The 12,501-nt window shown below is 70.7% G+C and carries 15 protein-coding genes; 7 read left to right on the forward strand and 8 right to left on the reverse strand.

Annotation, left to right across the window (positions count from 1 at the left end; genetic code table 11):
* Window positions 1–106: 106 nt before the first annotated feature.
* Together hisG and VOI19_RS04405 are read right to left on the reverse strand one after the other, a co-directional pair.
* On the reverse strand, window positions 107–973 hold the full coding sequence (gene hisG, locus VOI19_RS04400) for an ATP phosphoribosyltransferase (protein ID WP_323791739.1): 867 nt from the start codon (window positions 971–973) through the stop codon (window positions 107–109).
* Between the two features lie 26 nt (window positions 974–999).
* Window positions 1,000–1,263 carry a phosphoribosyl-ATP diphosphatase gene (locus VOI19_RS04405; protein ID WP_323791740.1) on the reverse strand — a complete coding sequence of 88 codons (264 nt, stop codon included), beginning with the start codon at window positions 1,261–1,263 and terminating at the stop codon, window positions 1,000–1,002.
* 90 nt (window positions 1,264–1,353) lie between these two features.
* Here VOI19_RS04405 and VOI19_RS04410 point away from each other — a divergent pair, with 90 nt between their 5' ends.
* Entirely contained in the window at window positions 1,354–2,625 is a 1,272-nt protein-coding gene (locus VOI19_RS04410) for an ABC transporter substrate-binding protein (RefSeq protein WP_323791741.1), read from the forward strand.
* Between the two features lie 4 nt (window positions 2,626–2,629).
* Here VOI19_RS04410 and VOI19_RS04415 read toward each other — a convergent pair whose 3' ends face one another.
* Window positions 2,630–3,517 (reverse strand): SDR family oxidoreductase, encoded by an 888-nt coding sequence (locus VOI19_RS04415; protein ID WP_323791742.1) that lies wholly within the window; start codon window positions 3,515–3,517, stop codon window positions 2,630–2,632.
* 26 nt (window positions 3,518–3,543) lie between these two features.
* Complete coding sequence (locus tag VOI19_RS04420; protein WP_323791743.1) at window positions 3,544–4,284, reverse strand: SDR family oxidoreductase; 741 nt, start codon at window positions 4,282–4,284, stop codon at window positions 3,544–3,546.
* Between the two features lie 68 nt (window positions 4,285–4,352).
* Here VOI19_RS04420 and VOI19_RS04425 point away from each other — a divergent pair, with 68 nt between their 5' ends.
* From VOI19_RS04425 to VOI19_RS04450, 6 genes are all read left to right on the forward strand, one after another.
* Window positions 4,353–5,117, forward strand: coding sequence for an enoyl-CoA hydratase family protein (locus tag VOI19_RS04425; protein WP_323791744.1), 765 nt, complete (start codon window positions 4,353–4,355; stop codon window positions 5,115–5,117).
* Entirely contained in the window at window positions 5,114–6,022 is a 909-nt protein-coding gene (locus VOI19_RS04430; RefSeq protein WP_323791745.1) for a CoA transferase subunit A, read from the forward strand. Before VOI19_RS04425 ends, VOI19_RS04430 begins: the two co-directional genes overlap by 4 nt.
* Window positions 6,019–6,798, forward strand: coding sequence for a CoA-transferase (locus VOI19_RS04435; RefSeq protein ID WP_323791746.1), 780 nt, complete (start codon window positions 6,019–6,021; stop codon window positions 6,796–6,798). Before VOI19_RS04430 ends, VOI19_RS04435 begins: the two co-directional genes overlap by 4 nt.
* Window positions 6,795–7,862: an NAD(P)H-dependent flavin oxidoreductase gene (locus tag VOI19_RS04440; protein ID WP_323791747.1), complete on the forward strand. Its 1,068-nt coding sequence runs from the start codon at window positions 6,795–6,797 to the stop codon at window positions 7,860–7,862. Before VOI19_RS04435 ends, VOI19_RS04440 begins: the two co-directional genes overlap by 4 nt.
* A 22-nt stretch (window positions 7,863–7,884) precedes the next feature.
* Window positions 7,885–8,247, forward strand: coding sequence for a hypothetical protein (locus VOI19_RS04445; RefSeq protein WP_323791748.1), 363 nt, complete (start codon window positions 7,885–7,887; stop codon window positions 8,245–8,247).
* 65 nt (window positions 8,248–8,312) lie between these two features.
* The gene (locus VOI19_RS04450) at window positions 8,313–9,671 is read left to right on the forward strand and encodes a CehA/McbA family metallohydrolase (protein ID WP_323791749.1); all 1,359 of its coding nucleotides are present in this window, start codon (window positions 8,313–8,315) and stop codon (window positions 9,669–9,671) included.
* 19 nt (window positions 9,672–9,690) lie between these two features.
* Here the strand turns inward: VOI19_RS04450 and VOI19_RS04455 are convergent, their stop codons facing one another.
* The 4 genes from VOI19_RS04455 to VOI19_RS04470 form a co-directional block, all read right to left on the reverse strand.
* Complete coding sequence (locus VOI19_RS04455; RefSeq protein WP_323791750.1) at window positions 9,691–10,863, reverse strand: acetyl-CoA C-acetyltransferase; 1,173 nt, start codon at window positions 10,861–10,863, stop codon at window positions 9,691–9,693.
* Window positions 10,856–11,461, reverse strand: coding sequence for a TetR/AcrR family transcriptional regulator (locus VOI19_RS04460; protein WP_323791751.1), 606 nt, complete (start codon window positions 11,459–11,461; stop codon window positions 10,856–10,858). Before VOI19_RS04460 ends, VOI19_RS04455 begins: the two co-directional genes overlap by 8 nt.
* On the reverse strand, window positions 11,461–12,264 hold the full coding sequence (locus VOI19_RS04465) for an SDR family oxidoreductase (protein ID WP_323791752.1): 804 nt from the start codon (window positions 12,262–12,264) through the stop codon (window positions 11,461–11,463). Before VOI19_RS04465 ends, VOI19_RS04460 begins: the two co-directional genes overlap by 1 nt.
* The coding region (locus VOI19_RS04470; RefSeq protein WP_323791753.1) for an acyl-CoA dehydrogenase family protein at window positions 12,265–12,501 on the reverse strand (237 nt) is incomplete at its 5' end.

The following is a 12,501-nucleotide window of genomic DNA, read 5'->3' on the forward strand; positions in this document are numbered from 1 at the left end:
TTCGATGAGCTCCATCACGAAGAAGAGCGTGCTGCCCGCGACAGCCGCCGCGATCCGTGGACCCAGGGGGCGCCACGTGCGCGGCAGCGTGATCGCCCCGGTGGGGTCAGAGGCGGCAGGCATGGATGTCGGTGAGCAGGATGCCGCGGGCACCGAGGTCGTAGAGCTGGTCCATCAGGCGCTGCGAACCGTGTCGCGGCACCATCGCCCGCACGGCGTTCCAGCCCTCGCGGGCGAGTGGGGCGATCGTGGGGCTCTCGATGCCCGGGGTGAGGGCGAGGGAGGCGTCGAGGTGCTCCTGGGCGACGTCGTAGTCCATCATCACGTAGCTGCGCGCCACCAGGACGCCCTCGACGCGACGGCGCAGCGACTCGAAGCCGGCCGGAGGCTCGGCGCCCGAGCGGGAGATGAGGACCGCCTCGGACTCCAGGATCGCCTCGCCGAAGACCTCGAGGCCGGCCGCACGCAGCGTCGCCCCGGTCTCGACGACGTCGGCGATCACGTCGGCGACCCCGAGCTGGATGCTGGTCTCGACCGCACCGTCGAGGCGGGTCACCGAGGCCTCGATGCCGCGCTCCTGCAGGTAGTCACGCACGATCCCGACGTACGACGTCGCGATGCGGGTGCCGGCGAGCTGCTCGAGGCTGGTGAACGCGCCCCGGGGGCCGGCGAAGTGGAAGGTGCTGCGACCGAAGCCGAGCGTCAGCGCCTCGTCGGCCTTGGCCCCGGAGTCACGCAGCAGGTCGCGGCCGGTGATGCCGACATCGAGGGTGCCCTCGCCGACGTACAGCGCGATGTCGCGCGGGCGCAGGTAGAAGAACTCGACCCCGTTGTCGGGGTCGAGCAGCGTGAGCTGCTTGGAGTCGTCGCGCTGGCGGTAGCCGGACTCACGGAGGATCTCCGAGGCCGACTGCGACAGCGACCCCTTGTTGGGGATGGCGATACGCAGGGGACGTGGCTGCGAGGCAATCATGGTGGGCCTTCTGGATCGGTGCTGAGTCAGAGGTGGGCGTAGACGTCGTCGAGCTCGATGCCGCTGGCGATCATGAGCACCTGGGCGTGGTAGATCAGCTGGCTGATCTCCTCGGCCGCACGCTCCTTGCCCTCGTGCTCGGCCGCCATCCACGACTCGGCGGCCTCCTCGACCAGCTTCTTGCCGATCGTGTGGACACCGGCGTCGAGCGCGGCGACGGTGCCGGAACCGGCGGGTCGGGTGCGGGCCTTCTCGGACAGCTCGGCCCAGAGCCCTTCGAACGTCTTCACGTGCTCAGCCTACGGTCCCCGCCGGGCACCCCCTCGCGGGGTCGGGCGATTCGCGCTCGGTGGCGGGTGCGCCGGTGGTAGGAATCGCGCATGACCCTCATCGGGCGAGCGCTCGTCGTCGCCGCCATCATGCTCGGCGCAGGCATCGTGGCACCCTCTGTCTCGACACGCCCGGTCGCTGCGGCAGTCGCCGCAGTCGATGTCGAATCGGCGCGGCAGGATCCTGCCTGCAGCCTCGGCACCGGACCCGGGGTCACCGACCGCGCGGTGACCTTGGGCAACGTAGCCGACGTCTCCGGACCGCTGCCGGGCCTGCACCGGTCGGCTCGGCAAGCGGTGGTTGCCTACGTCGCCTACTTCAACGCGTCAGGAGCAACGCTCTGCGGGCGCCGGCTCGAGCTGGAGTCTTACGACTCCCGGATGAGCGTCGAGGCCGACGAGCGGGTCTACGCTCGCGCCTGTCGGAACACCTTTGCGGTGGTGGGGTCGTCGTCGGAGCTCGACTCAGGGGGCGCTCGGCGGACCCAGCGGTGCGGACTGCCCGACCTGCGCGCCGTGGTCTCGACAGCAGCCCGCGCGCGGTGCGGCACCTGCTTCGCGACCCACGCGAACAGCACGGTCCACGTCGCTGCCTCGGTCCCGGACGCCCTGGTGAGGCGGCACCCGAAGGCGTCGCAGAAGGCAGGCATCTTCTACGTCGACATCGGAGGCGCTCGCGAACGAGTCACCACGCAAGCCACGGCCTGGAAGCGGCGAGGCATGCGGGTCCCCGTCGTGCAGTCCATCGACGTCGACGAGCGCGACTACTCGCCGTACGTCGAGCTCATGGCGGAGCAGCGGACCCGCATCGCCTACTTCGACGGCCCGGCGCGCAACGCCGCGCGACTTGCCCGGGCCCTGCAGTCGGCCGACTTCCGACCCGACGTCTTCCTGGTCAGCGCTGCGAGCTACTCGCCCGACTACCTCCAGCGTGCCGGCGACGCAGCAGAGGGCACCCAGGTCGTCGTCGACTTCACTGCGTTCGAGGAGGAGTCGGACTCCTCCGAGCTGGTCGCTTACCGGTCCTGGCTCGAGAAGACCTCGCCCGGGGCCGCGCCGACCGCGGAGGGTGTCTATGCGTGGTCGGCTGCTCGGCTCTTCAGCGAGGTGGCCCACTCACTCGGGGGGCGACTGACCCGCGAACGACTCGTCCGCGCGCTGGAGCGGGTGGACGACTGGACCGGCCGCGGCCTGCACGCGCCTCAGCCGGTCGGCGACCGCACAACCGGGGCGTGCTCGCGCTTCCTGGAGCTCGACCAGGGAGTGTGGGTGCCGGTGGTCCGAGCGTCCTACCGCTGCGGGCGGGTGCTGCGCGTCTCCTGACTGCTCAGGCGCCGTAGACCGGTTCCGGCGTCGGCGCCTCGGCGAGCATCGCGCGCAGCCCGGTGCCCACGTCGGCGGCCTTCCACCGACCGTCGGCAGCTCGCGAGGGACCGTGGGCCCAGCCGTTCTCGACCGTCATCGTCGAGCCGTCGATCTCGATGACGCGACCGGTCACGTCGGCGGCCTCCTCGGAGGCGAGCCAGGCCACGATCGGGGAGTTGTCCTCGGGCACCGCCATCGCGGAGGTGTCGAAGGCACCCTCGGTCATCCGGGTGCGCGCGACGGGCGCGATCGCGTTGACGGTCACGCCGTACCGCCCCATCTCCTGGGCTGCCACGAGCGTGAGACCGGCGATGCCGGCCTTGGCGGTGGAGTAGGTCGCCTGACCGACCGAGCCCTGCATGCCCGCGCCCGAAGAGGTGTTGATGACCCGGGCCGAGCGCTGACGGCCCTCCTTGGCCTCCGCGCGCCAGTAGGCACCGGCATGGCGCAGCGGAGCGAAGTGACCCTTGAGGTGCACCCGGATGACGGAGTCCCACTCCTCCTCGGAGGTGTTGACCAGCATCCGGTCGCGCACGAAGCCGGCGTTGTTGACGAGGATGTCGAGGCCGCCGAAGGTGTCGATCGCCTGACGCACCATGGCCTCGGCCTCGGCGAAGTCGGCGACGTCGGCGCCGTTGGCCACCGCCTCTCCCCCGGCCTCGCGGATCAGCGCGACGACCTCGTCGGCGGGCGACTCAGCTCCCCCGTCCAGCTCGCCCCCCAGCGAGACGCCGTAGTCGTTGACCACGATCTTGGCGCCGTGGGAGGCGAGCTCGAGGGCGTGGGCGCGGCCGATTCCGCGGCCGGCTCCGGTGATGATCGCGACGCGACCTGCCAACAGATCAGACACAGCGTTTCTCCTTGGGGTGAGGTGGATCAGACGTGCAGGAACACGGGCGGCTCGCCGCCGCCGTCGCAGCCGACGCGCGCGCCGGAGACGTAGGAGGCCAGGTCGCTGGCCAGGAAGACGGCCACGCGGCCGACCTCGACGGGCTGCGCCATCCGTCCGAGCGGGATGGTCCTCTCGATCGCGGCGACGCGGTCGTCGCTGCCGTAGTGGTCGTCGGTGTTCTCGGTGCGGCACAACCCGACGTCCACGGCGTTGACACGCACCTTGGGCTCCATCGCGAGCGAACGGGTGAGCGAGTCGAGCCCGGCCTTGGCCGCGCCGTACGCCGCGACGGTCGGCGACGCGCGGTGCGCCGAGATCGAGGAGATGTTGACGATCGAGCCACCGCTCTCCTGACGCTGCATCACCGCGTTGGCCGTCTGGGAGACCGCGAGCGGGCTCAGCAGGTTGAGCCCGACGATCTTGTCGTGGAAGCGCGGTGAGGCGGTGGCGGCGTCGGTGGCGGGGGCTCCCCCGGCGTTGTTGACCAGCACGTCCAGGCGCCCGTGGGTCGCCACGATCTCCTCGACCATCGACGTCACCGCGTCGGGGTCGCGCACGTCGCAGACCCGGTGCTCGGCGCCGTCCACCGTGGGTGACTCCGAGCGCGCACACGTGACGACCGTCGCGCCGGCGTCGAGGAAGGCCTGCGTGATGCCCAGACCGATGCCCTTGGAGCCACCGGTGACGAGCACGACGCGGCCGGAGAGGTCGAGTACGAGAGCCATGGCTGGTACTCTACCAAGCAAGTGCTTGGTTGGGCGTCGCCGCCCGGCCCCTCGACCTCAGGAGCCCGATGACGATCACCTCAGAACTGCGCAGCGACGGGATCCGCGTCGTGACGATGGAGCACCCGCCGGTGAACGCGCTGACCGTGCAGGGCTGGTACGACGTCGCCGCCGCGCTCGACGAAGCCGGCACCGACCTGGACACCAAGGTCGTGATCCTGCGGGCCGAGGGCCGGGGCTTCAACGCCGGCGTCGACATCAAGGAGATGCAGAACACCACCGGTTTCGACGCCCTGATCGGCGCCAACAAGGGCTGTTTCGCCGCCTTCAAGGCCGTCTACGAGTGCGCCGTGCCCGTGATCGCCGCCGTCAACGGCTTCTGCGTGGGCGGCGGAGTCGGCCTGGTCGGCAACGCCGACTGCATCGTGGCCAGCGACGACGCGTTCTTCGGCGTGCCGGAGGTCAAGCAGGGCGCCCTCGGCGCGGCGACCCACATGGCGCGCCTGGTGCCGCAGCACATGATGCGCACCCTCTACTTCACCTCGCGCACGATCAAGGCCGCCGATCTCGTGCAGTTCGGCTCGGTGCTCGAGGTCGTGCCGCGCGCCGAGCTCGACGAGGCCGCACTGCGGGTCGCCCGCGACATCGCAGCCCAGGACACCCGCGTCATCCGGGCCGCGAAGGAGTGCCTCAACGGCATCGACCCGATCGACGTCAACAAGAGTTACCGGTTCGAGCAGGGCTTCACGATGGAGCTCAACCTGATGGGCGTCGCCGACGAGCTGCGCGACGAGTTCGCCGGCACCGACAAGTCAACGAAGGGCAAGCCATGAGCTCCGCACGCAAGGGACCCCGCGACAAGCGGATGAGCATCGACGAGGTCGTCGCCGAGCTGAGCGACGGGATGACCGTCGGGATCGGCGGCTGGGGCCCGCGGCGCAAGCCGATGGCGCTGGTGCGCGCGATCCTGCGCTCCGACCTCAAGGACCTCACGATCGTGAGCTGGGGCGGCGCCGACGTCGGCCTGCTGGTGCGCGCGGGCAAGGTGCGCAAGCTGGTCTACGCCTTCGTGTCGCTCGACTCGATCCCCCTCGAGCCCAACTTCGCCAAGGCCCGCCAGGACGGCACCATCCCCGAGATCGTCGAGCTCGACGAGGGCATGTTCCAGACCGGTCTGCGCGCGGCGGCCGAGCGTCTGCCGTTCCTGCCGATGCGCGCGGGCCTCGGGTCCGACGTCCTGGTCAACAACCCCGACATCAAGACGATCACCAGCCCTTACGACGACGGGGCCGGCTTCGAGGACCTCGTCGCCGTCCCGGCGCTGCGGCTCGACGTCGCCCTGGTGCACCTCAACCGTGCCGACTGCCACGGCAACGCGACGTACCTCGGTCCCGACCCCTACTTCGACGACCTCTTCGCGATGGCAGCCGACCGGACCTACGTGTCGGTCGAGCAGGTCGTCGACACCGCCGGCCTGACCGTCGACACGCCCGTGCAGCGCCTCCTGCTCAGCCGGATGATGGTCAGCGGCGTCGTCGAGACCCCCCACGGGGCCCACTTCACCACCTGCACGCCCGACTACGAGCGCGACGAGAAGTTCCAGAAGGCCTACGCCGCTGCCGCCTCGGGCTCCGACGACGACTGGTCGGCGTTCGAGGCGCGTTTCCTCGCCGGCGACGAGGCTGCCTATCAGGCCGCCGTCGCCGAGTTCACCGCCGAGCAGGGAGCAACCCGATGACCGACTACACCCGCGCCGACGTGTGCGCCGCCGCCATCGCCGACTCGTTCAAGGACGACGGCGAGATCTTCGCCAGCCCGATGGGCATGCTGCCGATGCTCGGCGTGCGCCTGGCCAAGCTGACGTCGAACCCCGACCTGGTGATCTCCGACGGCGAGTCGTTGTTCCTGGCCGGGGTGCCGCCGTTGTTCGCCAAGGCCGAGGTTGTGGAGGGCTGGATCCCGTTCCGCAAGGTCTTCGACGTCGTTGCCTACGGCAAGCGGCACGTGATGATGGGCGCCACCCAGGTCGACCGCGACGGCAACCAGAACATCTCCGCGATCGGTGACTTCGACCGGCCCAAGCGCCAGCTCCTCGGCTCGCGCGGGGCGCCGGGCAACACCGCCAACAACCGCACGTCCTACTGGGTGCCCAAGCACTCCTCGCGGGTCTTCGTCGAGCAGGTCGACATCGTGACGGGCGTCGGCCCGAAGCGCGCGGCCGCAGCCGGCGTGGGTGCCTCGCGCTACAACGACATCCACCGGATCGTCAGCAACCTGGGCGTCTTCGACGTCAACGGCCCCGACCGCACGGTACGCCTGCTCTCGGTGCACCCCGGCGTCACGACCGACGAGGTGCAGGCCGCCACCGGCTTCGACCTCGGCGACCTGAGCGAGGTCCCCGTCACCCGCGAGCCGACCCTCGAGGAGCTCGTGATCATCCGCGAGGTGCTCGACCCCAAGAGCCTGCGCCACCGCGAGGTGCCCGAGCCGAAGGTCGAGGAGACCACGCCATGATCGAGCAGCAGCTGAAGACGCCGTTCACCGAGCTCGTCGGCGTCAAGCACCCGATCGTGCAGACGGGCATGGGCTGGGTCTCCGGGCCACGCCTCGTCTGCGGGACGGCGAACGCCGGCGGCCTGGGCATCCTGGCCAGCGCGACGATGACCTACGAAGAGCTCGAGCGGGCGATCGTCGACACCAAGTCGCGCACCCAGAACCCGTTCGGCGTCAACATGCGCGCCGATGCCGGGGACGCCGGTGACCGCTGCGACCTGCTGATCAAGCACGGCGTCAAGGTGGCATCGTTCGCCCTGGCCCCCAAGCCCGACCTGATCAAGAAGCTCAAGGACCACGGGATCGTGGTGATGCCCTCGATCGGGGCCGCCAAGCACGCGGTCAAGGTGGCGTCCTGGGGTGCCGACGCGGTGATGGTGCAGGGCGGCGAGGGCGGCGGCCACACCGGACCGGTGCCCACCACGCTGCTGCTCCCCACGGTGCTGGACGCCGTGGACCTGCCGGTGATCGCCGCGGGTGGCTTCTTCGACGGTCGCGGCCTCGCCGCCGCGCTCTCCTACGGCGCCGCGGGTGTCGGGATGGGGACGCGCTTCCTGCTCACCCAGGACTCCGCGGTGCCGCAGGCGGTCAAGGACCTCTACCTCAGCCACGGGCTCACCGACACCGTCGTCACCGCCAAGGTCGACGGCATGCCGCACCGGATGCTGCGCACCGACCTCGTCGAGTCGCTCGAGGGCACCAGCGCCGTCAAGCGCCTGGGTCCGACGATGCGACGGACCCTGGAGTTCAAGAGGGACTCCGGGATGAGCTGGCTCGACCTCGCCAAGGACGGTCGGGCGATGAAGAAGACCCAGGGGCGCTCGCTCGGGCAGATGGCGCTGGCCGCGAATACCCCGGTGATGCTCAAGGCCGGTCTGGTCGAGGGCGACACCTCGGCCGGCGTGCTGGCCTCGGGTCAGGTCGTGGGCGTGATCGACGACCTGCCGACGTGCGAGGAGCTCATCGACCGGATGGTGCTGCTGGCCGTCGAGGAGCTGCGGCGTGGAGCGTCGTACGTCGTGTGACGTGCGCACGTAGAATTCAGCCATGACCCAGGAGAGCGCACCTCGTCGGGCAAAGCACCTGATGGACCCCGATGCTCCACGTCAGCGCTCCACCCCCGAGGACCTCGAGCGGCTCGCTCACGTGCAGCGCACGGTGATGTCGGTGCTGGTCGCCACCACGATCTTCCACCTGTCGGTGGGGCTGGTGATCGGGGCGTTCTTCATCGAGGACACCGAGCGGGTCGCCCAGGTGGGTCTGTGCGTCCTGGGTGGGCTCTTCGGCGTCCTGGCCGTGATCTCGGCCTACCTCATCCACCGCAAGCCGATCAACGCCACTCGGGCCGCGACCGCCGTCGCCGTCGGGTTCCTGCCCACGGTCGTCGGGCTGTACATCGTCTTCCGCTGACCCTGTCGGGTGGGAGTCGCCCGCCGTTCACCGGCCCGTCGCCCGGTGCTGCTCGAGTGCACCTCGTGTGCGACGACCACTCCCCCCACGACCACCTGACCCCCCACACCCACCCCGAGCCGCCGCCCGGCCTGAGCCGACGAGCGTTGGCTGCCGCCGGGCCGGGGCTGCTGATCGCGGGTGCGCTGGGCGGCTCGACCGGGGCGATCGCGCCGGGGACGGCCTGGGGCAGCACCACCCGCCCGAAGGTCGGCGCCGCGCGACGCTCACGCCTGACCAGGGGCACCACGCTGCTCCACGCGGACATGCACAACCACACCCTGCTCTCCGACGGCGACGGTGACCCGCGCCGGGCCTTCGCCTCGATGCGCAGCGCGGGCCTCGACGTCGCCGCACTCACCGACCACGCCACGGTCTCGGACAACCTGCTCGGTGACGTGCTCGCCGGCATCCTGCCGCCGGAGTACAAGGGCATCGGCGGGATCACCCAGGGTGACTGGGCGCGCACCGGCCGACTCGCCGACGCCGCCAACCGGGACGGTCGCTTCACCGCCATCCGCGGCTTCGAGTGGTCCGAGCCGATGATCGGCCACGTCAACGTGTGGTTCACCGAGCACTACGTCGACGTGCTGCAGGCCGGCCTGATGCAGCCGCTGCTGCAGTGGTTGCGCCACGAGCCCGGCCTCGTGCTCGACGGCGGCCGGGGCGGACTCGCCGGCTTCAACCACCCCGGGCGGGAGCCCGGACGCTTCCAGGAGTTCACCTACGACCCGCGCGCGCGCAAGCAGATGGTCTCCCTCGAGCTCTTCAACCGCGAGGACGACTACCTCTTCGAAGGTCATGGCGACGGGCTGTCCTCACCGCTGGTGGCCTGCCTCGGGGCCGGGTGGCAGACAGGGATCCTCGGCGTCACCGACGAGCACGGCACCGACTGGGGCTTCCCGGAGGGCAAGGGACGCACCGGACTCTGGGTCAAGGAGCACACGCGTGCCGGAGTCAAGGAGGCGATGCGCAAGCGGCGGTTCTTCGCCACCCGCACCTCGGGCCTGCGGGTCGACGCCACGGCCCAGTCGCTGAGCTCCGGCGGCAGCCCGGCGCGCATGGGCCGGCCGTTGCAGCACCGGCGCGGGCCCGTGCGGTTCCGCCTCGACCTGGCCCGCGACCGGTCCTGGCTCGGCCGCGAGCTCGAGGTGCAGGTGCTGCGCCCGGGCAACGGCGTGCCCGAGGTCGCCGACGTGGTGCCGTTCCGGGTCGGCCCGGTCGTCGACTTCAAGGTGCCGATCCGCTACGGCCAGGGCGACTGGATCTGCGTGCGGATCGCCGACCCGACCCAGCCCAACGCGACCCCCGGACCCGAGCGCCACCCGTGCAACAACCTCGCGATCGCCTATACCAGCCCGTGGTGGCTCGACCCCGAAGTCTGACCGCACAGCCGGCGCAGGTTCAGAGGCGTTCGATGATGGTGACGTTGGCCTGACCGCCGCCCTCGCACATGGTCTGCAGGCCGTAACGGCCGCCGGTGCGCTCGAGCTCGTTGAGCAGGGTCGTCATCAGGCGGGTGCCGGTGGCGCCGATGGGGTGGCCCAGGGCGATGCCGCCGCCGTTGACGTTGACCTTGTCGTGTGGCGCCCCGGTCTCCTTCATCCAGGCCAGGACGACTGAGGCGAAGGCCTCGTTGCACTCGAAGAGGTCGATGTCGTCGATGCTCAGCCCGGTCTTCTCCAGTGCGTGCGCGGTGGCACGGATCGGTCCGGTGAGCATCCACACCGGGTCGTCGCCGCGCACCGAGAGGTGGTGCACCCGGGCGCGCGGGGTGAGACCGTGCTCGGCGACCGCCGAGGCCGAGGCGAGGAGCATCGCGCTGGAGGCGTCGCAGATCTGCGAGGCGACCGCGGCGGTGATGCGCCCACCCGGGGCGAGCGGCTGGAGCCCGGCCATCTTCTCCAGCGAGGTCTCGCGGGGGCACTGGTCGGTGTCGAAGACCGTGCCGTCGGCCAGGGTGACCGGCGCGATCTCGTTGACGAAGCGCCCCTCGGCGATCGCCGTCCGGGCGCGGTCGTGCGAGGCCAGGGCGAAGGCCTCCATGTCCTCGCGGGAGATGTCCCACTTCTCGGCGATCATCTCGGCGGAGTTGAACTGCGAGACCTCGACGTCGCCGTAGCGCGCCTGCCAACCGGGCGACTCGGCGAACGGCGTCGTGAAGCCGTACTGCTGCCCCACCAGCATCGCCGCCGAGATCGGGATGGCCGACATGTTCTGCAGGCCGCCGGCGACCACGAGGTCCTGGGTGCCCGACAGCACGCCCTGGGCAGCGAAGTGAACCGCCTGCTGCGACGACCCGCACTGGCGGTCGATGGTCACGCCCGGCACGTGGTCGGGAAGGCCCGCCACAAGCCACGCCGAGCGGGCGACGTCGCCGGCCTGGGAGCCGATCGTGTCGCAGCAGCCCATGATCACGTCGTCGACGGCGCCGGGGTCGACGCCCGTACGCGCCATGAGCGCGGCCAGCGTGTGGGCGCCGAGGTCGGCGGAGTGCATCGAGGCCAGGGCTCCCCCGCGCTTGCCGACCGGCGTGCGGACGGCGTCGATGATGTAGGCCTCGTGGGGGCTAGACATGGGGGTCTCCGTTCGTGGACTGCGCGATTCCGTCGAGCAGGATGGTCAGGTACTGGCGGGCGACGACGTCGTGCGACTGCTTGCCGCCGGGGCGGTACCAGGCGACCGCGACCCAGACCGTGTCGCGGATGAAGCGGTAGGTGAGCTCGATGTCGAGGTCGGGACGCAGCGCGCCGGAGCGCACGCCGTCCTTGAGGAGCGTGATCCAGACCTCGCGCGACTGGGCGTTGCGCTCGGCGAGGTAGCCGAAGCGGTCGAACGCCCCGAGGTAGCCCGCATCGTTCTGGAAGATCGCCACCTCGTCGCGGTGCTGGTCGATCGCCGCGAACGACACCGTGACGGCCCGCTCGAGCTTGGTACGGGCGTCGTCGTCGCTGCGCAGGATCTCGTCGTACTGGCCGAAGAGCTCGGCCTGGAAGGTCGAGAGGATCTCGTCGACCATCGACTCCTTGGAGTCGAAGTGGTGGTAGAGGCTGCCCGACAGGATGCCTGCGGCGTCGGCGATGTCGCGCACCGTGGTGTTGGTGAAGCCCTTGCGCGCGAACAGCTCGGCGGCGATCGCCAGCAGCTCGCTGCGACGGTTCGGAGTGGCGCTCATCAGGCCTGCTGGCTGCTGACGGCCACGACCTCGCCGGTCATGTAGGAGGCGTAGTCGCTGGCCAGCATCACCATCACGTTGGCGATCTCCCACGGCTCGGCGGCGCGGCCGAAAGCCTCGCGCTGCTTGAGCTCGGCGAGCAGCTCGTCGGAGGTGACCTTGGCGAGGAACGGGTGCATCGCCAGGCTCGGGCTGACCGCGTTGACGCGGATGCCGTGCGGGGCCAGGTCGATCGCGCTGCAGCGGGTCAGCGCCATGACACCGGCCTTGGCCGCGGCGTAGTGCGCCTGGCCCTCCTGGGCGCGCCAGCCGATGACCGAGGCGTTGTTGACGATGACGCCCTTGCGCCCCGAGGCGACGAAGCGCTGCCCCGCGGCTCGCACGCACCGGAACGTGCCGGTGAGCGTGATGTCGAGGACCTTGAGCCACTGCTCGTCGGTCATCTCCAGCACGCTCGCGGTGCCGCCGAGACCGGCGTTGTTGATCATGATGTCGACCCCGCCGACCTCCTCGGCCAGATCGAGCAACGCGCCGACCTGGGCCTCGTCGGTCACGTCGCACACCATCTGACGCACGCGCTCGGCGCCGAACTCGGCGGCGAGCGTCTCCTCGGCCTCGGCGAGACGTCGGGCGTGGGTGTCGGAGAAGACGACCGCCTTGGCCCCCTCCTCGAGGACGCGTCGTACGACGGCCGCGCCGATGCCGGCGCCCGCGGCGGCGGTGACCACCACGACCTTGCCGCGCAGCAGGTCGTGCCCGGGCACGTAGTCGGGTGCGGGCTGCTCGGGTCGGTGGGAGGTCATCTAGGCGCCCTTCGGTTCGCGGGGAAGACCGAGCACTCGCTCGGCCAGGATGTTCTTCTGGACCTCGTCGCTGCCGCCGTAGATGGTGTCGGCGCGCGAGAAGAGGAAGAGTCGTTGCCACTCGTCGAGCTCGTAGCCCGGCCCGGCGGTGAGCAGGCCGCTCGGGCCGGCGACCTGCATGGCCACCTCCCCGAGGCGGCGGTGCCAGTTGGCCCACACCAGCTTGAAGATCGAGCC

The sequence above is a fragment of the Nocardioides sp. genome, assembly GCF_034670285.1.
In the GTDB taxonomy this organism is placed as follows: Bacteria; Actinomycetota; Actinomycetes; order Propionibacteriales; family Nocardioidaceae; genus Nocardioides.

Bases quoted from the DNA above. Each gene is read 5' to 3' on its own strand.
- VOI19_RS04445 (WP_323791748.1), top strand. From the start codon at position 7,885: ATGACCCAGGAGAGCGCACCTCGTCGGGCAAAGCACCTGATGGACCCC.
- VOI19_RS04460 (WP_323791751.1), bottom strand. From the start codon at position 11,461: ATGAGCGCCACTCCGAACCGTCGCAGCGAGCTGCTGGCGATCGCCGCC.
- VOI19_RS04425 (WP_323791744.1), top strand. From the start codon at position 4,353: ATGACGATCACCTCAGAACTGCGCAGCGACGGGATCCGCGTCGTGACG.
- hisG (WP_323791739.1), bottom strand. From the start codon at position 973: ATGATTGCCTCGCAGCCACGTCCCCTGCGTATCGCCATCCCCAACAAG.
- VOI19_RS04455 (WP_323791750.1), bottom strand. From the start codon at position 10,863: ATGTCTAGCCCCCACGAGGCCTACATCATCGACGCCGTCCGCACGCCG.
- VOI19_RS04435 (WP_323791746.1), top strand. From the start codon at position 6,019: ATGACCGACTACACCCGCGCCGACGTGTGCGCCGCCGCCATCGCCGAC.
- VOI19_RS04410 (WP_323791741.1), top strand. From the start codon at position 1,354: ATGACCCTCATCGGGCGAGCGCTCGTCGTCGCCGCCATCATGCTCGGC.
- VOI19_RS04430 (WP_323791745.1), top strand. From the start codon at position 5,114: ATGAGCTCCGCACGCAAGGGACCCCGCGACAAGCGGATGAGCATCGAC.
- VOI19_RS04440 (WP_323791747.1), top strand. From the start codon at position 6,795: ATGATCGAGCAGCAGCTGAAGACGCCGTTCACCGAGCTCGTCGGCGTC.
- VOI19_RS04465 (WP_323791752.1), bottom strand. From the start codon at position 12,264: ATGACCTCCCACCGACCCGAGCAGCCCGCACCCGACTACGTGCCCGGG.
- VOI19_RS04420 (WP_323791743.1), bottom strand. From the start codon at position 4,284: ATGGCTCTCGTACTCGACCTCTCCGGCCGCGTCGTGCTCGTCACCGGT.